Below are 25,084 nucleotides of genomic sequence, written 5' to 3' on the forward strand. Positions count from 1 at the left end.
TATGAGTAAAATATTCGTTAGCAGACTGTCTAATCAATAACTTTTGGAAAGTTTATATTCAAGCATTATAACATAAACTCGCTCAAGTCTTTGCTTTGTACCAAACCAGCGAGTCTTTCTTGCACCAATTCTTTGGTTACGACCACCTTAGCATTGTTCGGGATTTTCTCAGGAATATCGAAAAGGATATCGTTGAGCAGTTTGCTCATTACCGTGTACAAACGTCTAGCACCAATATTTTCGACTTCTTCGTTTACTTTGAAAGCAATGTCCGCCAATTCCATTAAGGCCTCATCGGTATATTCTAAAGACACATCTTCAGAGTTCATCAATGCCTCATATTGCTTTGTAAGGGCATTTTTTGGCTCTTTCAAAATTCGGTAGAAATCGTCTCGCGTAAGGCTGTTCAATTCCACACGGATAGGGAAACGACCTTGCAACTCAGGAATCAAATCCGAAGGTTTAGCCACATGGAAAGCCCCCGCAGCAATAAACAGAATATGGTCTGTATTGATAATACCGTGCTTGGTATTTACAGAACTCCCTTCCACAATGGGTAAAAGGTCGCGCTGTACACCTTCGCGACTTACATCGGGTCCGCCACCGCCTTTTTTAGAACTGCCTGCTACTTTATCAATTTCATCAATAAAGATGATGCCCGTATTTTCCGCTTTGCGAATAGCCTCTTCTTTTACTTCATCCATATCGATAAGCTTGGCACTTTCTTCATCTAAAAGCAGTTTTTTTGCTTCGCCAATGGTCACCTTGCGCTTTTTCGATTTCTTGGGCATCACATTACTCAACATGTCCTGAAGATTCATCATGGAAACTTCGTCCATGCCGCCACCTACCATGCCCATGCCACCGCCAGAAGTGGTAATACTGATTTCGATTTTACGGTCGTCAATTTCGCCAGAGCGAATTTTCTCACGGAAACGCTCGCGGGTTCTTTCATTCAGTTCTGCATCCGACATTTTTTCGGGCTCTTCTCCGTTTTCAACCACAGTAGCCGAAGGGCGTGTATTTTTGATTGGGGGAATCAATGCGTCAAGAATTACATCTTCAACCGCCTGTTCAGCCCTGCCTTTTACTTCTTCTTTTTTGGATTGGCGCACCAAGTTGACCGACTGCTCAACCAAGTCGCGCACCATGCTTTCTACATCCCGCCCAACGTAACCTACTTCGGTGAATTTAGAAGCTTCCACTTTAGTGAAAGGAGCGTCCGCAATTTTGGCCAATCTTCGGGCAATTTCTGTTTTACCCACACCCGTAGCCCCAATCATAAGAATATTGTTTGGAGCAATTTCGCGCTGCATCTCTGGCTTCACGTGCATTCTTCTCCAACGATTTCGAAGGGCAATGGCCACGTTTTTCTTAGCGTCCGCTTGGCCAATAATGTACTTATCTAATTCGGCAACAATTTGCCTTGGGGTTAAATATTTCGCGTCTAACATCTTAGTTTTTTTTCTTTACTATCCCACTCAAATTGGTGGTCAATTGTATGGTGTTGCTTCCTCCTGCCGAGTGATAAAGTGCTCTGGCATAAGAAAATTCAAATCTTTTTACTTTAAACATCAGCCCAAATGAAAAGCCAGCGCCTCCCGATGCGGCTTCTTGTTTAAGCTCTTTTCTTAACAAATGGTTATATCCAAAGCGCAATTGAAAATTGTCACTCAAGAGTAATTCAGTACCAAAGACCAATCTTCTAAACACCTCTTCACTAAAGCCCGGTTCCTTTTCTGTAGCACCAACGAGTGTATTGGCTTTTGGGTCGAAAAAAACGACATCGGAACGATTTAAATTTCTGGCTGTAAGCGAAAACCGGAAGGGCATAAACTCAGGTTTGTAGGTCACCCCTAACTGAACATCTAAAGGCAATTCGCTTTGATTGTCTTCCGTATAGTCGCTTAATAACACGCCTAAATTTTTAACCGCTAAACCTACGGTTAAGTCTTTTTCTGGATGTTTAAAGGTGCCTCCAAAATCGAAGAGTAATGCAGAAGCTTTATACGAACCTAAATCGGAAGCGGCAATTTTTAAGGTAGAACCTGCTTGAAAAGGGCCAAAGGCCATGGAATGACTTAAGCCAAAAACGAATTCGGATGCTTTGAAATCGCCATTGAGAAAACCGTTTTCATCATAGCCTTCAATGGTGCCGTAGTTCAGATAAGTTAGGTTGGCTGCCCAAAGCCCAGCTTTTTCAATGTTTCGGGCATAAGAAACGGAAGTTTGAGCGATATCGGCAAAATAGCCCAGCCTGTCAATCACCAGTTCGTTATGCCAATCGCCATTCAGTAATGCGGGGTTGGAAGCCAACATGCCAGGGTCACTCCAGCCAGAGGTAAGATTTACACCACCTAAAGCCGCTTGGCGAGCACTATTCGGGAGGTTTAGAAATTCAAATGCCCTTTGCCCACCCAATTGGGCAGTCAATAGTTGGGGAATGAAAAGCCCAGCAACCAAAACACTACGGACAATTTGCTTCAATACCTCGGGATTAATTGGGGAGAACCGAAGTTCTTCCCCTTAAAATAGTTTGAATTTTAGTCTTCTACTACTAGATCAATAGCATTGGCTACTTTTTGCTTCATTAATGCCAATTCTAACACCTCCTCGGCTGTTTCAACATAATGTATGCTGAGGCCTTTGGTATATCGTTCGTCAATATCAAGAATGTCTTTCTCATTCTTTTTGCTCAAAATCAATTCTTTGATACCAGCTCTTCGCGCAGCAAGAATTTTTTCCTTGATTCCGCCCACCGGCAACACTCTACCACGCAATGTGATTTCGCCTGTCATCGCCAGTTTGTTCTTCACCTTGCGCTGCGTAAATACCGAAGTAATGGCAGTAAGCATGGTGATACCCGCAGAAGGGCCATCTTTTGGTACTGCACCCGCAGGCACATGTATATGCAAATCGTATTTATCGAAAACGCGGTAGTCGATATCGTATTTATGTGCTTCAGACTTCAAGTAAGAAAGCGCAGCTACGGCTGATTCTTTCATTACATCACCCAACTGACCCGAAAGTGTCAATTTGCCTTTACCTCGACTCAAATTAGTTTCGATGAAAAGAATTTCACCACCAACGGAGGTCCAAGCCAAGCCTGTAACTACACCAGCTAAATCGTTGTTATCGTAAGTTTCCTTGTCGAAGACAGGGCCGCCAAGTACTTTTTCAATGTATTCAGCGGTCACTTTTTTAGGATATTCTTCTTCTAAAGCAATTGATTTAGCGGCACTTCTAACCACAGAACCAATCTTTCTTTCCAAGTTTCGAACACCAGATTCACGGGTATATTCATCGATTATTTTCTGAAGCGACTTTTTATCGAAAACTAAATCCGTAGACTTCAAGCCATGTTCCTCTTTTTGCTTCGGAACAAGGTGTCTTTTAGCGATCTCCATTTTTTCTTCAACCGTATAACCCGACACCTCAATGATCTCCATTCTGTCGCGCAAGGCAGGCTGAATGGTGTCCAATGAGTTGGCCGTGGCTACAAACAATACCTTAGAAAGGTCGTACTCCACCTCTAAGTAGTTGTCGGTAAACTCTGCATTTTGCTCAGGGTCGAGCACCTCTAACAAAGCTGAAGATGGATCGCCACGGAAGTTTGAGTTTACCTTATCTATTTCGTCCAGTACAAATACTGGGTTCGAAGTTTTCGATTTTTTTATGTTTTGGATCACCTTGCCCGGCATGGCGCCCACATAAGTTTTACGGTGCCCACGAATTTCAGCTTCATCATGAATTCCGCCTAAAGACATTCTGACATACTGACGGTTCAAGGCCTTGGCTATACTTCTTCCCAAAGAGGTTTTACCTACACCTGGAGGGCCGTAAAGGCAAAGAATTGGCCCCTTCAAATCGTTTTTCAACTTAAGTACGGCCAAGTATTCGAGAATTCTATCCTTTACTTTCTCTAAACCAAAGTGATCTTTGTCCAAAATTTTCTTAGCTCGCTTTAGGTCTAAGTTATCCTCAGAGTATTCTCCCCAAGGCAAATCGGTCATCAATTCGGCATAATTCATGGAAATTGGGTATTCCGCTGCCATTGGGTTCATCCGAAGAATTTTGTCCAACTCTTTATTGAAGTGCGTACCGACTTTTTCTGGCCAGTTTTTACTTTCCCCTTTCTTTCTGAGGGCTTCCACTTCACGCTCTGGGCCATCTTCTCCCAGTTCATCTTGCAACACTTTCATTTGCTGACGCAAGAAATAATCGCGTTGTTGCTGATCTATGTCTGAATGAACTCTGCTATGAATTTCATGCTTAAGTTCAAGCAATTGCACCTCTTTCAGCATGTACTGAAGCAAAGCCGTTGCACGCTCAATACCATCATTGATTTCTAAAAGCTTTTGCTTTTCCTTGGCCTCCGTATTGATGTTACTGCAAAGGAAATGAATCAAGAAACTGGTCTTATCTATATTGTCCAAGGCCACCTGTGCTTCCTTCGGAATTTCAGGATTAAGCGACATAATTTTATTTGCCGCATCTCTAACCGACTGTAAAATAGCCTTTACTTCTTTACTCAGTCTTTTCGGGAAGTTTTCCGGTAAATACTTCACCTTGGCCTTCATATAAGGTGCTTCAGTAGTATATTCTTCTACCTCAAACCTGCTTTTACCTTGAATAATGATGGTGGTATTTCCATCAGGCAACACCAACATTTTTACAATCTTGGCGGCTGTTCCTATTCTGAAAAGATCCTTTTGGGTAGGGTCGTCTATTTTTGGGTTTTCTTGGGTAAGAACCCCCACAAGACGGTTTCCTTTGTATGCATTCTTCACCACCTTAATCGACTTTTGGCGACCAACAGTAATAGGAATGAGTACTCCTGGAAATAATACTGTATTGCGTACCGCCAAAATCGGCAATTCATCTGGTTGGTTGGCTTCGTTTAACTCTTCGTCATCTTCGCCCCCAATTACCTGAATAAGATCACCTGCTTCATCGTCATCGATATCGCTGGCTATCATGGATCCGAACATTTGGTTATTAATTTTCATATATAAAGTGCCAGATTGACACGTTTGTGCTTAAATAAATTTGGACGACCTAAATTGCAAGCCGTGTGCCAAACGGCAATGTGTCATGAACGGTTTTTTAATTGCACTGAAAAACACGTAATTTGATGTATCTTTTACTAAAAAGAGACTAAAACACTTGAAAAGAATGAGACCGATACTACTCATTGCGGTCGTACTGTTATACTGTAACTCTACAGTACATGGACAGTTTTTCAAAAAAAAGAAAGACAATAAGAAAGCCGAGCTCGTAGAATTGAATTCCGATTCGGTATCTGTTGAAATTACGGACATCATCTTTAGAAATATAAACAAGGTTGGGCTTTACACCAACGATAAACAGCTTAAAAGAATAGATAAACTCGATAAGGAAAAGAACTGGAAGGAGCTGTATCCTGAATTAAAAGAGTATGTCTCCAATTTCGGAATTCAAAACTTTGCTTATCAAACCTATTATTTGTGGAGACTAGCCAAACTGACGGAGGTATTTGGTACGGTAGACCAAGCGAGACCACTGTACAGCCTTGTACTAAAACATCATCGAAGGGGGCTTCCGATTGAAGACGTACTAGCGCGGTATGATTCCATCAACCTCAATAAGATGGAATACTATGTTCCGTTGGAGTATTATTATGAGTTGGTGGAGTACCGCAGGCAGGTAGATACACTTATTCCGCCACGTGGCGTACTGACCTCCATGGGAAATAAAATCAACTCTTTAATGGAAGATTATGCACCTAGCGTAGCCAAAGGCGATGAAATTTTACTGTTCACTTCCAAAAGAAATGCCCATAATGAAGGCATTAAAGTAATTAGTAATGAAGATATTTTTATAGCCCAAAGTACCGAAAATGGCTGGGGCGAAGCCAAACCTTTTGAAGCAATCAATAGCAAATACAACGAAGGTTCGGCTGCAATGACCAAGGATGGAAATACCATTTTCTTCTCACGCTGCGATGCCCCCGATAGTTTTGGGAATTGTGATTTGTACACCTCCGTTTTTCAGGGCGATACTATTTGGACAGAACCCAAAAATATGGGAGAATTGATCAACTCCAAAGGCTGGGACTCGCACCCTACGCTTTCACCTACTGAAGACACGCTCTATTTTTCATCTGACCGTCAGGGTGGATTCGGCTTGGCCGATTTATATTACACTTATAAAAATTCGCAAAACAAATGGGTTCAACCCCAGAATTTAGGCCCCATTGTAAACACGCGTCAGAATGAAGTAAGCCCTTTTTATCACCCCGAACACAATGTGCTGTACTTTAGTAGCAATGGGCACTTGTTGAATTTTGGGGATTACGACATCTATAAAGCTTACAAAGTAGGAATCAATTTTTCGGAACCGATCAATATTGGACCTTTGGTAAATGGCCCTGGAACGGAGTTTTACTTTACCATCGATAAAGCTTCTAAAGATATTTTTTACTCTCGCTCAGAGGAAAAAAGTATGAAAAATCTGGATCTTTTTTCCTTTCCATTACCCATGGGCGGACAGCCTTTGGCGACTACTCGTTTTATGGGAAAAATACAGAGCGTGACAGGAAAGATTCCTCAAAATATGGTGGTTTCCATCATCGATTTGGATGAAGGGGTAGAAGTGGCCCCTAAATTTGCCCGTGAAGACGGCACTTTTGAATTCGACTTAATCAATCAAAGAAATTATTTGGTGGTGATTCAAGGAGATGATTTTTTCCGTCTAGAAAAGATGTTTTTTCTAGATGGCGATACTGAATATGAGGGTATTGTAGAACGTGTGGCCAGTAAAATTGAATTTGCCTCTTTAGAGTTTGAAAATGGGAAGTCAAACATACTTCCAGAAATGGAGAGTGACCTGAAGAAAGTGGTGGACTTTCTAATTGATCATCCATCATTCAAACTGAATGTATCTGGCCATACCGATTCTAGTGGCGATGCCGTTTTAAATCTTGCCCTTTCCCAACAAAGAGCCCAATCGATTAAAAACTGGATTGTGGATGGCGGTGTAAATAGTGAACGCATTAATGCCATTGGCTACGGAAGCCAACGACCCATTGTTAAAGAAGAAAAAACGGACGAAGACCGCGCAGTCAACCGCAGGGTAGAGTTTGAAATTTATAGAGAGGCGCAGGAGGAAGGAAATTAACAAGGCCTAAAAGTATTCGGATTCGCTCAGTGAGTTATCGGTTTGAAACCGACTTCAACGGCATCCTCGATACAATCGAGGATGGGAGGGTTTTGAATAATTTGTATTTGGCTAGAAGATCTGAACTACTTTTAAATCGATTGTTTTGAAAAATCAGATTCTGATTGGTCAATTCGTTTGTTCAATTCAACTTGAGCCATTGGTTCAAGTTCTCGTTTGCTGGAAAAATCCCTTTCCTTTTTCAATGTTTTTTCATGACAAGAAAACTTCTCCTCACTTAAAGAACTCTTCATATTACCTGTTTTCTGAGCTTCTAAATTCATTTACTAAGGCTTTATTTTTCTGCTCTTCAAATATTCATCAGGAGTCAAAACGGAAATTTCTGACGCTTTAAAATCTTTCCCATTTCGGGTAATGAGTATATTGCACTCGGTTTTTACTGCACAATAGTATTGTAGAGCATCTTCAAAATCAGCAAACTTTGAAGAAAGTCCTTGGTCAATAATTTTGTCTGTTAAATCTGAAGTTTCAGCAATGACTTTAAGTTTTCTCATTTTCTCTTTTACGACCTCATTGTCCTCATATCTGGAGAGAAGGTAATACACTGTTGAGTAAGTTAAAGCGGAGACGATAATATGTACTTTCCCTTTGTCTGCAAGCGTTGCAATTTTTGCCGCAGATTCGTAGAAAGATGCACGCTCGCCCAGTAAATCGATTACGATATTAGTGTCTAGAAATAGTCTGTCTTTCATTTGTACTTCTCTGCGAGGTGGTCACCGTAGGCTTTTTTATAATCTAAATCGACAGGTATTTTAACTCCTGTTTGCATGCTTTTCACAAAGGGAGATATCTTAATATTGTCTTGTGAGAAGGCGTCTTCCGTATCAATTAGTGTTTTTAAGTAAGATTCAATCAAGCGAGAGAGACTTCTCTTTTGAGATGAAGCATATGCCTTTGCTTTGTCGATTACTTGTTTGTCAAGCTTTAAAGTCAATTTTGTATCCATAGCAATCTTTTTATTATACGTACAAATATAAATAATTTAGACGTATTATAAAAACACTTTGATTGATGGTTTGGTTGTTGGTAGAAGGCTAATTATGCCTGAGTGAAGGATGAAAGCCCTAAAAGCCAAACCCTTAACCGCAGGGTAGATTTTGAAATTTATAGAGAAGCGCAGGAAGAGGGTGGGAATTAGCAAGGCCCAAAAGCATTATAATTCACGGATTGAGTTATCGGTTTGAAAGTGAGTTGGTGTGGCATCCTCTATACAATCGAGGGTGAGGTTCGGGAGAGATTAACTACTATTGACTCAAGATCGTCTACTCGATTGGCAATTAATTCTATTTGATTCTTTTTAGTTTCGGTGGGTTTTGTCGAGTATCAAAAACGTCTGCAATTTTTACAAAACCGTTTTCTGTGTCCACTGAATAAATCAGCTTATAGTTTTTGAAAACTAAATATCTATATCCAATTTTTCGCTGCTTGAGCAACTCTTCTTCTTGTCCTATGAATGGTGCTTTTATCAACTTTTCAGGTTCGCTGATAATCTCCTTCACAAGTTTTTTTGCAATACTTGGACTTGCCTTCTTTTCGTAGTAATTATAAATCTCATCCAGTTGATTTTCAGCAAATTCAGACCAAATAATTTTCAAAATCATTATTCATATTTAGCTAAAAGTTCTGAACTGCTTTTAAATCGATTGTTTTCAAAATCAGCCTCTGATTGGTCAACTCGTTTGTTCAACTCACCTTCAGTCATTGACTCAAGTCCTAGATTGTCTAAAGTACTCTTCTCCTTTTTCAATATATTTTCAAGACGAGAAACCGCCTCCTCACTTTGAAGTTTTAAGAACTCCTGAACAAATTCTATTTTTCGGGCTTCTAAATTCATTTTCTAAGGTTTTATCAAAGATACAAAAAATCAATTCAGCTATAATTTTTCTTGAATTGGCGAGATAAACAGTTTGCTTCTTGTGTTGAATAACGTCCAATTAAAGTAAATCGTTTAGCAAAACTTGGCTTATTCTAAAAGTTTTCGTCTAGGTGTAAAATCAAAAAAAGGTGCCCTTTCAAGCACCTTTTTTATTAAAATTTTTGGTTCAGTCTAAATTCCGAAAAGCTTTAGAATATCGTTTCCGAATACAAATACCATTAGTAAAAGGAGAATAACCATACCCACTTTTTGGGCGTTTTCAAGGAATTGATCTGAAGGCGCTTTGCCCGATACCATTTCGAAAAGCAGGAACATTACGTGTCCACCGTCCAATGCCGGAATTGGCAATAAGTTCATAAAGGCCAATACCATTGAAATAAAGCCTGTAATTCCCCAGAATGCATTCCAGTCCCAAGTTTTAGGGAACATGTTGACGATACCGATTGGGCCACTCATATTTCTGGCAGACATTTCGCCATTGAACTTGAACATTTTGCCCATGGCCTTGGCGTTGAGAATTACAGCGCCAAATGCTTTTGAGGTACCTCTTGGAATAGCTTCGGCTAAAGTATATTCACTTATTTCGTAGGCTGGCGCCAAAGCAATACCTATTTGAGTTTCTTCATTTACATCAAGATTCACCGTCACTTCCTGACCATTTCTCTCAATTAAGAAAGCCACATTTTGACCTGCATAGTTTGCCATCTCAGACCTCAACTGGTCAAAATATTGAACTTCAACACCGTTGGCCTGTAAAATTTTATCTCCTTCCTGTAATGGAATGTTAAATCCTTCTTGCAAGCCCCCTACAATTGACGGCTGTCTTGGTTCTAAGAATTTAGATTGAAATTCTTCATCGCTCAAATTGTTCAAAAAGCCTTTCGGAATTGGAATATCAAGCTGCTGTCCGTTACGCTCTACTGTCCAGTAGCCATCGGTAGTAAGTAGCGTTTCACCACTGGTGATGTCGCCAAAACGGTCGTAATCAGCACCGTTTACCATGATTACCTTGTCGCCAGTTTGGAAACCTACTTCTTGAGCAATTTCACCAGCAACTACACCATATTCTTTTGAAAATTTGGCTGGAATATAAGCTTCTCCCTGATTGTAAGTAAGAATTACAAAGGCAATAATACCTGCGATTACGTTTACGATAATTCCACCTAACATTACGATTAAACGCTGCCAAGCTGGTTTAGAACGGAATTCCCATGGTTGTGGCTCTTGTTTCATTTGCTCCTTATCCATAGATTCATCGATCATCCCAGATATTTTAACAAAGCCACCCAATGGAATAGCACCTAAACCGTATTCTGTATCTCCCTTTTTAAAACTGAACACTTTTGGAGGAAAGCCAATGAAGAATTTCTCCACTTTCATTCCAAAAAAACGAGCGGCAAGCATATGGCCTGCTTCGTGAATTCCTACCAGAATTGATAGGGCCAGCAATAGCTGAGCAATCTGTACTATAGTTTCCATTAATTAAATTATGTGTTCAAATGCTATTTTTCTCGTCTCCTCGTCTGTAAAGACATAGTCCTCATACGTTGGCTTTTTAACAAAGGATACTTTTTGCATACAAGCTTCAACTACATCGGACATTCCTAAGAAGCTGATTTCATCTTTAAGGAATTTCTCTACCGCCACCTCATTGGCAGCATTCAATATACAAGCCATGTTTCCGCCTTGTTTAAGGGCCTCATATGCCAGTGCCAAGTTACGGAAAGTCTTTGTATCGGCCTGCTCAAAAGTAAGTGCAGGATAATTCAAGAAATCGAACCTTGGAAAGTCGGTTTTGATTCTTTCAGGGTAAGTCATGGCAAATTGAATCGGCAGCTTCATGTCGGGCAAACCCATTTGTGCTTTCATGCTACCGTCTTCAAACTGCACAATCGAATGAATAATTGATTGCGGATGCACAATGACTTCAATCTGCTCTTGCTTTAGGTTGAAGAGCCATTTGGCTTCAATCACTTCCAATCCTTTGTTCATCAAAGAAGCCGAATCGATTGTGATTTTTGCGCCCATGTCCCAGTTGGGGTGTTTCAGGGCTTGTTCTTTGGTTACTGTTTTAAGAAAGTTGGTATCCTTTCCACGGAACGGACCACCAGAAGCAGTAAGTATAATTTTTTCGATTGGGTTATGGAATTCCCCCACCAAGCATTGGAAAATAGCCGAATGCTCAGAATCTACGGGGTAAATGTTCACGCCATACTCTTCGGCCAAAGCAGTAATCAGTTCACCAGCCACCACCAGAGTTTCTTTATTGGCCAAAGCAATTGGCTTTCCGCTTTCAATGGCTTTAATAGTTGGTCTTAAACCCGCATAACCCACCAAAGCAGTAAGCACCAAATCAATGCTGTCCATTTGCACTACCGAAGAAAGAGCATTTTCGCCAGCATAAACCTTAATATCGAGTCGGTCTAAAGCGTCAAAAACTTTGTCGTAATGATTTTCATTACCAATGACCACCGCATTCGGTTTGAAGGTAACGGCCTGTTCAATCAGTAAATCGCAGTTGTTTTGTGCGGTAAGCACTTCCACCTGAAAACGATCTGGATTGGCTTGAATTACCTCTAAGGCCTGCGTGCCGATAGAGCCAGTGGAGCCCAAAATGGCAATGTGCTTCTTCTTAATTTCTTCCACGTATTGCTTAACTATTTCAGATAATGTAAAAGTGCATCTGCAAGTTTACGGTAGTTTGAAAGGCGAAGTCAATTATTTTATTCGCCTTACTTGCCCTGCGATTTAATCTACTTTCTGAAAGCATCGCGCGACAATCATTTTACTTTCAGCGTTTTTCGAATACTACACAAAATCAGATGACCTTAGTAAGAATTCATTTTTCGAAGCTGCAAATTTAGGTCTTTTTCAAAGGCCTCCAAATGAGAAAGTTCTTTGCAAAATCTGACGTTTCTATACAAACAAAATTGCTACCCACTTAATGTGCCTTTGCCTTTAGCAAAGATATGTTTTTGAGGTGTCGGAATCATCAAAAGTTGACAATCTCCATGCGTCCATTTAACTTTTAACCTTAATTAACAATGCACAGATTACCAACAATATCTCTGTTACGTATGTTTGAATATTGCGAGGTAAAGTCTCTGAACGACTTCCTCCTATTTCTTTCGAATTTAGATAAAACAAATATTAGCATACAGATATGAAAAGCGCAGCTAAGATTATTCTTCTGGCTTTTGTAGCCGGACTGGCCGGAGCCTTTGTTTTCCAACAGTTTTTGAGCCCTGCTCAAGTGAATGAAATTATACGAGAAGTACCGGCCAATATTAGGCAAGCCAGCTATACGACTGACCGAGCGGATAATGAATCAACAGTTCGGCCGTTTGAAACTCCAGCAGATTTTAGAACCGCTGCCGATAAATCCATCCGCAGTGTGGTATACATTAAGAACTTACAGCGTAACAGAAGGAGCATGTCTTTCTTCGATTACATTTATGGACGCGAAGGCGCTAGTTCCGAAGTGGCCATTGGCTCAGGCTCAGGCGTGATCTACTCTAAAGATGGATACATTATCACTAACAATCATGTGATTGAAGGCGCAGATGAAATTGAAGTAATGCACGAAAAAAGAACCTATCGTGCAACACTAGTGGGCACCGACCCTAGTCTTGATTTAGCTGTACTAAAAATTGATGCGAAAAACTTACCAGCAATTGAACTGGGAAAAAGTTCAGATGTAAGAATTGGAGACTGGGTTTTAGCAGTGGGTAATCCATTCAACCTAACCTCTACAGTAACAGCCGGAATTGTAAGCGCTATTGGCAGCGAAACAGCCGCATTAAGAGAAAACTTCCCGCTTGAACTTTATATTCAAACCGATGCCGCCATTAACCCCGGAAACAGCGGTGGAGCTCTGGTAAATACCGATGGTGAATTAGTAGGTATTAACTCTTCCATTATTTCCAGAACTGGCTCTTATGCAGGTTATGGTTTTGCTGTGCCTTCCGACATTGTAGTGAAAGCGGTAGAAGATTTGAAAAAGTACAAGTATGTACAAAAAGCATATACTGGTGCCGATGTAGCAGAAATTAATGAAGAATTAGCCAAGAGAGAAAATCTGAAAGACCTAAAAGGAGTATTCATTCAGTCGATTAGAAGAGAAAGTGCAGCAGATAAAGCTGGGCTCGAGGCGGGTGATGTGATACTTACTTTAAACGGAAAGCACATCAATAGCAAATCTACCTATGATGAACTACTCACTTACATGTCGCCAGGCGATAAGGTGTTGGTAGAGTACAGAAGAAACCAGCGTGTAGGCCAAACTTATGTTACTTTAGAAAACATATTGGGGAACACCGATATTCTAAATAGCCAATCTGCCCTTAGTGAAGACGACATTCACTTCTCGGATTTTCTGGGTGCCGAAATGAGAAAATTAACTCAAGCGGAATTAGAAAAGAACGGCCTGAAATACGGAGTGAAGATCACCAAAATTAATAAGGATACCGGTTTTATGAGAAAGTTGAGCGACCTTAAGGAGGGAGATATTATTGTGGCCATTAACCAAAGGTGGGCAGGAGACCCAGCGGCTGTAGCAAATTACCTTGAACGTTATTCTGGAAGAATACAGATTGATATTCTTGACTCAAAAGGAAAACAAAACACACTAAGATATAGGTTTCAGTAAAAGATATTAGTGAATTGAAAAGAGGGTGTCTAAAAAGTAAAATAAACCCTCTGAGAATCGCGTATTTGAAAGCTTTCTCAGGTAGGTATCCGGATAAAAAAGAGGCTGTCTTGACTTTTCAGACAGCCCCTTTTTTATTTTCAATAACCAACAGTTTCGGCCGTAAATCGGCTTTTCTCCTAAGTTTAGAATGTCAATTTCTTCCAAGTTCGTAGCAAGAGTAAAACACTTACCAGTGTAACAGAAAGTAGAATGACTGCAGTTGAAATATTACCATAGAGCAGCATGCCAACACCAAACAGCGCACTGTAAACAATGATTATTCCGAGGAACATTGCAATCAGGTCAATGCTAAAACGACCAACATGGCTTTCTAATTGAATACCCTCTTTTTGAGCAATTTTCTTGAAGCCATTCCAACCAACACCATAAGGTTTTACAGAATTGAAGAAGGTAGCCAGCTTACTATAATCAGTTGGTTTGGTTAGTAAAGTAACCCCTACCCAAGCTATGGTGGTTATACCTACACTCCACAATAACTGGTAATCACCAGGTATGGCAAGCATAAAGTCTGGACCCGTTTTTTCATAAAAAAGTAATGCCATAATGAATGAAACAACCATGGCCGTAATTTCAGAATAAGCATTTACCCTCCACCAGAACCAACGAAGCAAGAATACAGCTCCCGTTCCTGCACCTACTTTAAGTAGAATTTGGAAGGCATCATAGGCACTGGTAAGTACCAAAGCAAACAAAGCGGCAAAAACCATTAAAAGCACGGTAGAGATTCTCCCAACATTCACCAATTCCTTTTCACTTGCCTCTGGCTTCACAAATCTTTGGTAAAAATCATAGGCCACATAAGAAGAACCCCAGTTGAGGTGCGTTGAAATGGTAGACATAAAAGCCGCAATTAATGAGGCAATAACAATTCCCAAAAGCCCTTTAGGCAAAGTAAGGAGCATGGCTGAATAACCTAAATCGTGGCCCATTTTTCCTTCAGAGATATTAGGGAAAGCGGATCTGATGGACTCCAAATCAGGGTAGACTACCAACGAAGCCAACGCGATCAAAATCCATGGCCAAGGGCGCAAAGCGTAATGGGTAATGTTGAAAAGCAAAGTAGCCGAAACTGCGTTTTTTTCATCCTTTGCCGAAAGCATACGCTGGGCAATGTAGCCCCCTCCACCAGGTTCGGCACCTGGATACCAAACGCTCCACCATTGGACGGCCAGCGGAATGACTAGAAGTGTAATAAACAATTCTCTATTATTAAAGTCAGGAATCAGATCCAGTTTTGGCGTAACATTTGGGTTGGCCAAAAGCTCTGTTAAACCACCCACTTCAGGCAAGTTAATGATGTAAACTGCTGCGGCTATGGAACCTACCATAGCCACTAAAAACTGTAAGAAATCCGTAAGAATAACCCCTCTTAGTCCTCCCATAGAGCTATAAGCCACAGTAATTACCGAAGCGTATAACATGGTTTTCCAAGGTTCTAAACCAAACATAATTTCCCCAATTTTAATGGCTGCCAAGGAAACCGAGGCCATAATCATCACATTAAAGAAAACGCCTAAATAAATAGCACGGAAGCCCCTTAAGAAGGCGGCCTCTTTTCCGCTATAGCGTGTTTCGTAAAATTCTAAATCAGTAAGTACGCCCGATTTCCTCCAAAGCTTGGCGTATACAAAAACGGTAAGCATACCCGTAACCAGAAAAGCCCACCATACCCAGTTACCAGCCACACCATTTTGGCGCACAATGTCTGTTACCAAATTTGGGGTATCGGCAGAAAAAGTGGTGGCCACCATGGAAATTCCCAATAACCACCAAGGCATATTTCTTCCCGATAGAAAAAATTCTTTTGAGCTGGTTCCTGCCTTTTTTGATACTTTAAGGCCGATTAACAAAAAAATGACAAAAAAACCGAGGATGATAATCCAATCGAGTGTCGCTAGCTGCATAATATAATGATTTGTTAAATTGACTCGTCTTGTCTTTTTCGACAACTTCGAGCCAACAATTATAATTAAAATAGAGGACATTATGGATTTGACTTTGGTAGTATTGGCTGCGGGCATGGGAAGCCGATATGGTGGAAATAAACAATTGGACGGAATTGGCCCACATGGCGAAATCATTATGGATTATTCAATTCATGACGCCATCAATGCTGGATTCACTAAAGTGGTATTTATTATCCGTACGGATTTGAAAGACGCTTTTGATGAGCACTACAAAAATCGATTCAACGGAAAGATTAAAATGGAGTATGCTTTTCAGAATGAATACACAGAGCATACTGCGCCATACGAAGCCGATAGAAAAAAACCTTGGGGAACAACGCATGCTATTTTGGCTGCCAAACACCTCATTAATGAGCCTTTTGTAGTAATTAATGCCGATGATTATTATGGTCAGGAATCTTTTGGTGAAGTGGTGACTGCCATGAAAAACTTAAAGGAAAATGAGTACTTAATCATGGGCTACAGCTTAGTCAACACGCTTTCTGATCACGGAACGGTTAATCGTGGCGTTTGCCAAGTGAAAGAAGACATGACCCTAACGGGCATTAAAGAAACGCTGGCCATCAGTAAAGACGGTGACGACATTACTTATGAAGAAAATGGAGTGAAGCATTCACTCGCGCCAGATACTTACGTGTCGATGAATTTCTTGGGTTTCCCAGCTTCTGCGCTTCCTCATTTCGAAGAAAAATTTATCGATTTTGTGAAGGAAAACCACACCAACCCTAAGTCGGAGTGTTTTATTCCTGCCGAAATGGACAACCTCATGAACGAAGGCAAAGCTACTGTTAAGGTAGTACCGACTTCTGCTTCGTGGTTAGGAGTAACCTATCAGGAGGATAAACCATTTGTTGTAAGCGGAATTAGTAAAATGATTGCGGACGGGAAATACCCTGAAGAAATAAAATAATGAACATTGCCTTAGCAGCATTAAAGGCATTCCAATTAAAAGGGGCAATCGAGAAGGTTGCCCCTTTCGGTTCTGGCCATATCAATGATACCTTCAAAGTTGAAACCGACTGCGGAAACTACCTACTTCAGAAAGTAAACACCAAAGTTTTTCAGAATACGCAAACTTTGGAAAACAATCTTAACCTGCTGCAAGGCTTGCAATCAGAAGTATTTGCAAGGCACATTACTACCGAAAAGGGGAAATGCTTTTATGTAGATCAAAGTGGCTGTTGGAAATTACAAGAGTTCGTAGTGAATGCCTATGGACCTACAACTGCTAATAATCTCACTTTGGTTAAAGAAGTTGGAAAGGGCTTTGGCATGTTTACCAAAGTCACGTCTGTTTTAGACCCTACCGTTTTCAATGAAGCCATCCCGAATTTCCATAACTTAAAATGGCGTTTGCAACAATTAGACGAAGCCATTGAACAGAATAGAGCCAACCGAAGAGAGTCAAGCCAACACTTTATTGAACAGGCAAACACTTTCCGTTGGATTGCCGAACACTTTAATCAACTTATAAGGGGCGGTTTGCCGTTAAGGGTGTGTCATAACGATACAAAAATTGACAACATTCTTTTGACCGAAGGCACCGATGAATTTCGTCATGTGATTGATTTAGACACCACTGGCCCAGGTTATGTGCTCTCCGATTTTGGCGATATGATGCGCACTTTACTCAGCCCAACAAAAGAAGCTGAACTGGATGAAAGCAAAATCGAAATCAGAGAAGGTTATTTAGAGGCGCTAAAATCAGGTTATCTTTCTTCTTGCGCTGAGTCTCTTTTACCTCTGGAAATTCAAAATCTAGAATTTGGCGGTTTATACATGATTTACATGCAGGCCATTCGTTTTTTGGCCGATTACCTGAATGGCGACACTTATTACAAAATAAGCTTCGCGGAAGAAAACTATATCAGGACCAGAAATCAATTCAGACTATTGGAACTACTGAACAAACAAATTGAGCTATGAAAGCGGAATACTACATTGAAAAACTAAACCTACTGGCTCATCCAGAAGGAGGTTATTACGCTGAAAACTATCGATCGGAAGAAAGTATTGAAAAAAGCGCATTGCCCAATTACTATGCATCGGCACGAACATTCGGTACTTCAATTTACTTTCTGCTTACACCCAATAGCGTTTCAAACTTCCATAGGCTAAACTCAGACGAAATTTGGCACTTTCATGATGGAGGCGCGGCCCGTATTCATATGCTTTCGCCCGAAGGAAAATTGGTTTCTAAAACCATTGGGAAAGACTTAGAAAAGGGTGAAAGTTTCCAAGTTGTAATTCCAAAACACCATTGGTTTGCCGCGGAAATCATTCAAGGAGACTTCATTTTAGTAGGCTGCACAGTCTCACCCGGTTTCGAATTTGAAGACTTTGAATTGGCCGATCGCTCGACATTAGCTTCCGCTTATCCAGATCATAAAACACTGATTGAGCGTTTCACGAAAGCATAGTTATTCGCTGCATGAATTTGTGGCAAAAACTTAAAACCAAAAACAACAATATGCTTTTAACAACAACCCCAACCATCGAAGGTCACACAATTACAAAGTACCATGGCGTAATTACAGGCGAAGCCATTATTGGCGCCAATTTATTCAAAGACATTTTCGCCAGTATTACCGATTTAGTCGGTGGGCGTTCTGGCTCGTATGAGCGAGTGCTTCGCGAAGCAAAAAATAATGCAATGCAAGAATTACAATACGCGGCTCAAGCCATGGGCGCAAACGCAGTAGTGGGCATTGATTTGGATTATGAAACGATAGGTCAAAGTTCTAGCATGCTTATGGTTACAGCCAGCGGAACAGCAGTAACCTATCAATAATACTCACCGATTGGTGTTTTTTATCCCATAAAGCCTCGATTTATAGCAGATCGGGGCTTTACTTTTAATGCTCACCAATAAACTTTTACCCACTTGAAATGTTAGTTAAGCATAATTAGCGTAGCTCTAAAAGCAAGCGCTTGTACTAACAGAAACTAATTATGCTTTATACATTTATAGAAAATCCTTCAAGCCATTTCCATGCAGTTGAATATACTCCTGTAGTTCATCAAAAATCCATTTACAAGGCCAATGATCCAGATGAGACAGACTTTCTTTCTGAAAATCCCAATTTGATTTGGGGTATTTTGATTGGCGTAATGGTATTGGCTTTTGCCTTTTATGCCTTTTTAAAAAAGAAGAAGGACTAGGGATATTACTCTTATTTAGAGTACGGTTCTTTTAGATAGAAGTAAATACAATTGTTCTACTTTCTCTCTGGCCCATGGCGTTTTCCGCAAAAAAGTAAGGCTCGATTTAATGGATGGATTGTGCGTAAAACAACGAATATTGATTCTATCGCCCAATTCTTCCCAACCATATTTTTTTACCAATACCTCTAGTATATCGGCCAGTTTTACTCCGTGGAGAGGGTTGTTGGGTTGAGATTCTTTTGGGGTGGTCATATGTTTTTATTTAGAAGGTTACCTCAATTACTACTGGTCACCCTGAGCTTGACTCAGGGTCTGTCAAAATAGACAGACAATAAGCAGGTTCTGAAACAAGTTCAGAATGACCAATAGCTTTAAGATAGGCCTTTATTTATATTTCAGAATCTCGGTAAAAATTACTGATACTTCCAATTATTTGATCATAAATGCGGTCTACAAAACCGATGAATAGGGTTTGAGGGGGTGGCGGAGGCAACTCCTTCAACTTACTCATTTCTATTTCATCGCGGGTAAGCGCTCTAGAGTCTCCGTTAAACGAAGCCCATTCATGCACCCAAACATCTTGGTTAGGCAACTTACGATTGGTCAAAATTCGGTTAGTATATGCATCTCTTATTTCGAAATTCATTACGCCCTGCGAGGAAAGCGTTTTGCGGTTAATCGTCAATTCGGCTTTCACAGTATTATATACATCGTGCTTCACTCCTTTGTCGTCAGTAAACTGACCTACCACTACACTGTCACGCTTCACCTCTTTGGTTTTCGATTCAATCAAAGTTTGGCCTAAAACGAAATCATCAAATTGCATTGATACGATTTGGTCGGGTTGCAAATCAATCTGCTCTGCTTCATCAACAGTGAAAAACTGAACAAATCGGCCTTGGCTAAATCTATCTAAGTATTCGATTACTCGGTTTTCAAAATACTCATTGGTCAACTCCAAACTGCGAGAGTGAATTGGAATTGGTTCGATCAAAACCCGAACAGTACCCATGTTTCTAGCGTCAGTCAATAGACTGTCAATGTTTGGTACGTTTCTATCAAAATTGAGCGCAAAATTGAAATGCTTAAAAGCCCTTCTTCCACCTTCAATTGTATTGGTAGCTAAAGCGTTATTTCCCAATTCTATCTGGTATTCAGCAGCTTTTCTGGCTGCTTCACTTTCTTCGCTAATATATGATTTTGGCATTACTAGCGACAAACAAGCAGGGCATCGTTGAATTTGACGATAATAACTGTTCAACTGCTTATACTGATAGTACGTAGCCTCCCATTTATTTGGGTCGTTATTTACAGCCAACATGCGAATGTAATCCATATGATAATTGCTCGCCAAACGGTAACCCTCAATCAATACATCTTGTGATTTCTTATTGTCTGGGTTCGATTGTAAACGATTGATGGCACGGTCTAGAGCCGTTTCGTAATTGCCTTTTTCGAGTGCGTTTTTTCCTGTAGCACAGCTTACGATAGTCAGCACCAGAAGGGCTAAAAGTGAGTGTAAAAAAGTTTTCATAAGCTTTATTGTTTGGTTGAGTAAGCCACTATTCCAAAATGAATGCCAAATTAGCGTTTATTCTTCTCATCTAATTCAATGATCTTAGATTTCATCATTTCGTAAACTTGAGCTTTTAGGGCTGGAAGGTCTTCCTGGGTCATATTTTGGGTAGAAATTGGCGAAAGAAAATAATTATGAATTACACCAGGCTTTAAGCCCAATTGACCTTTTGGCATCAGTCTTTTGGCATCGTGAATGATTAAAGGCATAATAGGAGTACCCGTTTCAATGGCCAACCTGAAAGGACCATTATAAAAAGGAAGCAGTGGTTCATCGGTATTGTTTCGTGTACCTTCTGGGGCTACCATAATAGAAAGGCCTCGGTTTAAGTTTTTCACCAGTTTCTGAACACTTTTCTTTCTACTTTCTTCGCTGGTACGATCTACCCAAACGGCAAAGCTACTTGCAATAAACCCAAACAGCGGAATTTTAGCCAGTTCCTTTTTGCCCAAACCTTTTAACGGAACGGGTATGGCCCTTGGAATAGCGGGAGCATCTAAAAACGAAGTGTGATTAATAGTGAAAATATATGGCTGCCCGCGTTGAATTAACTTTCGGTTGTGGGTTTTAAAATGAATGAAAGAAATCATCGAAAAAAGGAAGACCCAGACACGGGCAAAAAAGTAGCTGAATTTATCCAGTTTATGACTTATCAATCTTGGAATTACTGTAAAAGGAGACAGCGCAATCATGATGCCTACAAACCAAATGGCGCACCAAGCAGTATACAGTATTTGAATCCCTTTTTTCAGCATAAAAACTTTTCTGAAGAATTAGCTAAAATAGTTTTTTTATGTGGAATGCGTCATTAGATTTGAGCGGAAATTAATGACAATTGACCATGATTATTCATCCAAATCATGACTCAATTTAAAGAAAAGGATGACTTCACTCTTTACTTGCAGCCCACACCCTTACCGGTTTGGGCTTTTTTTGTGGATTAGTTTAACTTGATACAAATCGTATTAACTCTTGCTTTGCTTTATCAAGAGCCAAGATCATGGACTTGAATTTGAAGCGGTGATTCTTTTTTACCACTAAGAACACTGCGTTTAGCTAAGCCTAAATCGAAGCGCAATCGCTCGGTTATACCGAGTGATGACTAGAAGTTTGGCTTCAAGCCAATAAGCTAAAAGTCACTCGGCAAAGCCAAGCGACTGAGGGAGAAGCTTCAGAATGTTCAGCAACACAATTAAGGTTTTATTTGGTGAAATGGGAAAAGACCTCTAAGCGGTGAATGTTATAGTGAGCTGTTTTTTACCGCTAAGAACACTGCGTTTCGCTAAGCCTAAATCGAAGCGCAATCGCTCGGTTGCACCGAGTGATGACTAGAAGTTTGGCTTCAAGCCAATAAGCTAAAAGCCACTCGGCAAAGCCAAGCGACTGAGGGAGAAGCTTCAGAATGTTCAATAAAACAAATAAGGTTTTGTCTTGTGAAACGTGAAAAGACCTCTAAGAGGCGAATGTTATAGTGAGCTGTTTTTTACCGCTAAGAACACTGCGTTTCGCTAAGCCTAAATCGAAGCGCAATCGCTCGGTTGCACCGAGTGATGACTAGAAGTTTGGCTTCAAGCCAATAAGCTAAAAGCCACTCGGCAAAGCCAAGCGACTGAGAAAAAAATAAGGCCGCTCTTAATATGAACGGCCTTTGCTATTAATAACTATCGTCTAATGCGAAAATCGGTTTTCTGTTAATCCATCTGCCACGGGTAAAGTCAGGGAACTGAACTGGTTCACCACCTTGTAGAATAGATTGTTCTGAAAGCGCAGTAACTGCCATCCAAGCTGCACCGTCATACACATCAATTGGCATTGGTGCATCTCTTTTCAGGGCTTCAACAAAAGCATGGAATACGAAGAAGTCCATACCGCCATGCCCAGCACCTGAAGCTTTTTCACCATATTTTTTCCAAAGCGGATGATCGTATTTCTCCATCATCTCTTTGTCAGACTGCCACTGATGTGGTCGGCCTTGTCCTTCTACATAAAGCGATTTATTAATGTCCATCCAAAGCCCTTTGGTTCCTTGAAAACGGAAGCCTAAAGAATAAGGTCTTGGAAGGTTGGTATCGTGCGTAAGGTTTATGGTTTCACCGTTTACTGTTCTAATCATGGTGGTGACCACATCGCCCAATTTGAAATCTACCTTAGCGTTCGGGTGGTCTTTTCCTCCTTTCGGGTGATTCACAATATAGTCGTGTAAACCTCTGCTTTTCGAACTCATGGAAGTAAGATAAGCCATTCGGTTACCTCTGTTCAGGTTAATGGCTGTTGCTACTGGCCCCAAACCGTGTGTTGGGTAAAGCTCTGCATTTCTATGTACCGAATGCGTTGTTCTCCATTTCGATTCGCTATATCCGTTTTCGCCAAACTCAACGCCTTGTCCATAAGCCGATTTACCATCGTTCAGTTTTACCGCCCTTAGGTCATGCTGATAGCCGCCTTCTAGGTGAATCATTTCACCAAACAGGTCATCGCGTACCATATTTAAAACCGCCATTACATCTCTTCTGTAACACACGTTTTCCATAAACATCAAAGGCACGCCAGTTTCTTCTTGTGCGTTCACTAAATCCCAGCATTCTTCAATATCGGTAGCGCCAGAAACCTCAAGGGCAACCGCCTTTCCAGCCTTCATGGCTGCAACGGCCATTGGCACGTGCCAAACCCATGGGGTAGCAATATATACGGCATCCAAGTTGTCCATTTCGAGCATCTTGTGGTAAGCTTCGCCATCACCATCAAAACGTACTGGCTTCTTAGCTCCGCTTTTTGTAATCATGTCTTCGGCCTTTTGCAAAACCGTAGTGTCTACATCACAAATAGCAACTACTTCAACATCGTCTCTTAATAAGGCTACATTCAATTGGCTTCGGCCTCTTTCACCTGTACCAATAAAGCCCATTCTGATAACAGACTTCTTTTGATCTGAAAAAAGCATTGATGGCGATACAAAAGGCAATGCTGCTCCAACAGTTGCCGTATTTCTAATAAAGTTTCTTCTGGAAAGTGGAGGTGTCATAGTTGTGTGAATTTGGTTTTCAAATTAAGGTATTTTTTCGAATGATGTAGTCAATAAATTTAACTCCTTCACTTTCAATAGATTAATTCAAATCGTGTGTTAAGGCTATATTAATAAAGCTTCTTGGTCTTGTTTGAACCATTATTTTACTAACTTAAAACAACCTTTCTACTTAATTATTGACCAACCTGATATGGCAAGAGCTAAGACGCTGAGTGAGAAGAAAATTTTCGTACTTGATACTTCCGTAATACTTTTTGAACACATCTCCATCATGAATTTCGAGGAACACGATATTGGGATTCCCATTACCGTGTTGGAAGAATTGGACCAGTTCAAAAAAGGAAATGACACCAAAAACTTTGAGGCCCGTGAGTTTACCCGATTACTCGATAAGCTGGCGCAGGATAAATCTTTACAAGACTGGATTCCTCTTAACGGAAAAACCCGCGGTAGCCTGAAGGTGATCATGGAAGCTGGCTCTGGAAAAGGACAACTGGATGCCAATGAGGTTTTTGGAGAAACGAAAAATGATCACCGGATTCTGAACGCTGCCTTGCGCATGCGCGATGAAAACAAAGGCAGAAAAGTAATTCTCGTCAGTAAGGACATTAACCTTCGGTTGAAAGCAAAGTCCATGGGCTTGGCAGCTGAAGATTACGAAACTGGAAAGATCAAAAACGTTCAGTCGCTGAGAAAAGGGATGATTGAAATTGAAAAGGTAGATTCTGATTTGGTGAATCACCTTTATGAAGACGGAACGATTGAGCCTAAAGAAGTACTCAAAAGAAAGAAAGCTCACCCGAATCAATATTTTATTTTAAAGAGCGATAAGAACTCGGTATTGGCCCATTACAATGTCAATGAAGACTGTATTCAGAAGGTAGATAAACGCCCAGTGTCGGGCATAAAGCCGCGCAATGCCGAACAGACTTTTGCGATTCATGCCATTATGAATCCAGATGTTAAGCTGGTGACCATTCAGGGCGTAGCCGGAACAGGAAAAACCTTACTGACTTTGGCGGGTGCTTTGGAGCAACGCAGAGAATACAAGCAGATTTACTTGGCCCGACCTATTGTGCCTTTGAGTAATAAAGACATTGGTTATTTACCGGGCGATATTAAATCGAAGCTAAATCCATATATGGAACCGCTTTGGGATAACCTGAAATTCATTCAAAACCAATACAAGGAATCTGACAAGGAGTTTAAAGCCATTACCGATATGGTGGCCAAAGAAAAGCTGATGATTACGCCTCTGGCTTACATCCGTGGACGTAGTTTATCAAACATTTTCTTTATTGTAGACGAAGCCCAAAACCTAACGCCACACGAAATCAAAACTATAATTACCCGAGCTGGCGAAAACACCAAAATCGTGTTTACAGGCGATATCTACCAAATTGATACGCCTTACCTAGACTCGCAATCGAATGGACTTTCTTACTTGATCGATAGAGTAAAAGATCATCCACTTTATGCGCATATTACCCTTGAAAAAGGCGAGAGATCTGAGTTGGCTAATTTGGCAAATGAGATGTTGTAATTT

Annotated in this window: 23 protein-coding genes; 8 read left to right on the forward strand and 15 right to left on the reverse strand. The window is 40.7% G+C overall.

Translation table 11 applies throughout. The annotated features are described in order from the left end of the window. Positions 1-65: 65 nt before the first annotated feature. The 3 genes from hslU to lon are packed head-to-tail and all read right to left on the reverse strand — an operon-like array spanning position 66 to position 5,009. Positions 66-1,454: an ATP-dependent protease ATPase subunit HslU gene (gene hslU, locus OB69_RS09200; RefSeq protein WP_053223427.1), complete on the reverse strand. Its 1,389-nt coding sequence runs from the start codon at positions 1,452-1,454 to the stop codon at positions 66-68. A gap of 1 nt (position 1,455) precedes the next feature. After that, the gene (gene porQ / locus OB69_RS09205; RefSeq protein WP_053223428.1) at positions 1,456-2,487 is read right to left on the reverse strand and encodes a type IX secretion system protein PorQ; all 1,032 of its coding nucleotides are present in this window, start codon (positions 2,485-2,487) and stop codon (positions 1,456-1,458) included. A 56-nt stretch (positions 2,488-2,543) separates the two neighbouring features. Continuing rightward, on the reverse strand, positions 2,544-5,009 hold the full coding sequence (lon, locus tag OB69_RS09210; protein WP_053223429.1) for an endopeptidase La: 2,466 nt from the start codon (positions 5,007-5,009) through the stop codon (positions 2,544-2,546). 166 nt (positions 5,010-5,175) lie between these two features. Between lon and OB69_RS09215 the strand changes: the two genes are divergently transcribed. After that, on the forward strand, positions 5,176-7,158 hold the full coding sequence (locus OB69_RS09215; protein ID WP_053223430.1) for an OmpA family protein: 1,983 nt from the start codon (positions 5,176-5,178) through the stop codon (positions 7,156-7,158). A gap of 131 nt (positions 7,159-7,289) precedes the next feature. On the opposite strand, the gene OB69_RS09220 is transcribed toward OB69_RS09215, so the two are convergent. The 7 genes from OB69_RS09220 to OB69_RS09250 all read right to left on the reverse strand — a co-directional run bounded on the left by OB69_RS09220 (position 7,290) and on the right by OB69_RS09250 (position 11,740). Continuing rightward, positions 7,290-7,481, reverse strand: coding sequence for a hypothetical protein (locus OB69_RS09220; RefSeq protein WP_053223431.1), 192 nt, complete (start codon positions 7,479-7,481; stop codon positions 7,290-7,292). Between the two features lie 3 nt (positions 7,482-7,484). Continuing rightward, positions 7,485-7,910 (reverse strand): type II toxin-antitoxin system VapC family toxin, encoded by a 426-nt coding sequence (locus OB69_RS09225; protein ID WP_053223432.1) that lies wholly within the window; start codon positions 7,908-7,910, stop codon positions 7,485-7,487. Continuing rightward, the gene (locus OB69_RS09230; protein ID WP_053223433.1) at positions 7,907-8,164 is read right to left on the reverse strand and encodes a DUF6364 family protein; all 258 of its coding nucleotides are present in this window, start codon (positions 8,162-8,164) and stop codon (positions 7,907-7,909) included. Before OB69_RS09230 ends, OB69_RS09225 begins: the two co-directional genes overlap by 4 nt. A gap of 337 nt (positions 8,165-8,501) precedes the next feature. Then, positions 8,502-8,819, reverse strand: coding sequence for a type II toxin-antitoxin system RelE/ParE family toxin (locus OB69_RS09235; RefSeq protein ID WP_053223434.1), 318 nt, complete (start codon positions 8,817-8,819; stop codon positions 8,502-8,504). Next, positions 8,819-9,052, reverse strand: coding sequence for a hypothetical protein (locus OB69_RS09240; RefSeq protein WP_053223435.1), 234 nt, complete (start codon positions 9,050-9,052; stop codon positions 8,819-8,821). Before OB69_RS09240 ends, OB69_RS09235 begins: the two co-directional genes overlap by 1 nt. A gap of 213 nt (positions 9,053-9,265) precedes the next feature. Beyond that, positions 9,266-10,573 (reverse strand): RIP metalloprotease RseP, encoded by a 1,308-nt coding sequence (gene rseP, locus OB69_RS09245; protein WP_053223436.1) that lies wholly within the window; start codon positions 10,571-10,573, stop codon positions 9,266-9,268. A 3-nt stretch (positions 10,574-10,576) separates the two neighbouring features. After that, positions 10,577-11,740, reverse strand: a complete 1,164-nt coding sequence (locus OB69_RS09250; RefSeq protein WP_053223437.1) for a 1-deoxy-D-xylulose-5-phosphate reductoisomerase — start codon at positions 11,738-11,740, stop codon at positions 10,577-10,579. Positions 11,741-12,257: 517 nt separating this feature from the next. Between OB69_RS09250 and OB69_RS09255 the strand changes: the two genes are divergently transcribed. Then, the gene (locus OB69_RS09255) at positions 12,258-13,742 is read left to right on the forward strand and encodes a trypsin-like peptidase domain-containing protein (RefSeq protein ID WP_053223438.1); all 1,485 of its coding nucleotides are present in this window, start codon (positions 12,258-12,260) and stop codon (positions 13,740-13,742) included. A gap of 185 nt (positions 13,743-13,927) precedes the next feature. Here OB69_RS09255 and OB69_RS09265 read toward each other — a convergent pair whose 3' ends face one another. After that, complete coding sequence (locus tag OB69_RS09265) at positions 13,928-15,709, reverse strand: sodium:solute symporter family protein (protein WP_053223440.1); 1,782 nt, start codon at positions 15,707-15,709, stop codon at positions 13,928-13,930. A gap of 82 nt (positions 15,710-15,791) precedes the next feature. Here OB69_RS09265 and OB69_RS09270 point away from each other — a divergent pair, with 82 nt between their 5' ends. The 5 genes from OB69_RS09270 to OB69_RS09290 all read left to right on the forward strand — a co-directional run bounded on the left by OB69_RS09270 (position 15,792) and on the right by OB69_RS09290 (position 18,934). Next, on the forward strand, positions 15,792-16,682 hold the full coding sequence (locus OB69_RS09270; RefSeq protein ID WP_053223441.1) for a nucleotidyltransferase family protein: 891 nt from the start codon (positions 15,792-15,794) through the stop codon (positions 16,680-16,682). After that, a complete protein-coding gene (locus OB69_RS09275; protein WP_053223442.1) occupies positions 16,682-17,698 on the forward strand; it encodes a phosphotransferase enzyme family protein in 1,017 nt (338 codons plus the stop codon). Before OB69_RS09270 ends, OB69_RS09275 begins: the two co-directional genes overlap by 1 nt. Continuing rightward, complete coding sequence (locus tag OB69_RS09280) at positions 17,695-18,192, forward strand: cupin domain-containing protein (protein ID WP_053223443.1); 498 nt, start codon at positions 17,695-17,697, stop codon at positions 18,190-18,192. The genes OB69_RS09275 and OB69_RS09280 overlap by 4 nt, the downstream gene beginning before the upstream one ends. 50 nt (positions 18,193-18,242) lie before the next feature. After that, positions 18,243-18,563, forward strand: a complete 321-nt coding sequence (locus tag OB69_RS09285) for a heavy metal-binding domain-containing protein (protein WP_053223496.1) — start codon at positions 18,243-18,245, stop codon at positions 18,561-18,563. A 161-nt stretch (positions 18,564-18,724) separates the two neighbouring features. Continuing rightward, on the forward strand, positions 18,725-18,934 hold the full coding sequence (locus OB69_RS09290; protein ID WP_053223444.1) for an LPXTG cell wall anchor domain-containing protein: 210 nt from the start codon (positions 18,725-18,727) through the stop codon (positions 18,932-18,934). 15 nt (positions 18,935-18,949) lie between these two features. On the opposite strand, the gene OB69_RS09295 is transcribed toward OB69_RS09290, so the two are convergent. From OB69_RS09295 to OB69_RS09315, 4 genes are all read right to left on the reverse strand, one after another. Continuing rightward, on the reverse strand, positions 18,950-19,189 hold the full coding sequence (locus tag OB69_RS09295; RefSeq protein WP_053223445.1) for a VF530 family protein: 240 nt from the start codon (positions 19,187-19,189) through the stop codon (positions 18,950-18,952). Between the two features lie 136 nt (positions 19,190-19,325). Then, entirely contained in the window at positions 19,326-20,471 is a 1,146-nt protein-coding gene (locus OB69_RS09300) for a hypothetical protein (RefSeq protein ID WP_053223446.1), read from the reverse strand. Between the two features lie 50 nt (positions 20,472-20,521). Next, positions 20,522-21,268 carry a lysophospholipid acyltransferase family protein gene (locus tag OB69_RS09305; protein ID WP_071426755.1) on the reverse strand — a complete coding sequence of 249 codons (747 nt, stop codon included), beginning with the start codon at positions 21,266-21,268 and terminating at the stop codon, positions 20,522-20,524. A gap of 899 nt (positions 21,269-22,167) precedes the next feature. After that, positions 22,168-23,535, reverse strand: coding sequence for a Gfo/Idh/MocA family protein (locus OB69_RS09315; RefSeq protein WP_053223449.1), 1,368 nt, complete (start codon positions 23,533-23,535; stop codon positions 22,168-22,170). Between the two features lie 193 nt (positions 23,536-23,728). Here OB69_RS09315 and OB69_RS09320 point away from each other — a divergent pair, with 193 nt between their 5' ends. Continuing rightward, entirely contained in the window at positions 23,729-25,081 is a 1,353-nt protein-coding gene (locus OB69_RS09320) for a PhoH family protein (RefSeq protein WP_053223497.1), read from the forward strand. Positions 25,082-25,084 lie beyond the last annotated feature (3 nt).

The sequence above is a fragment of the Roseivirga seohaensis subsp. aquiponti genome (assembly GCF_001267955.1).
Taxonomy (GTDB): domain Bacteria; phylum Bacteroidota; class Bacteroidia; order Cytophagales; family Cyclobacteriaceae; genus Roseivirga; species Roseivirga seohaensis.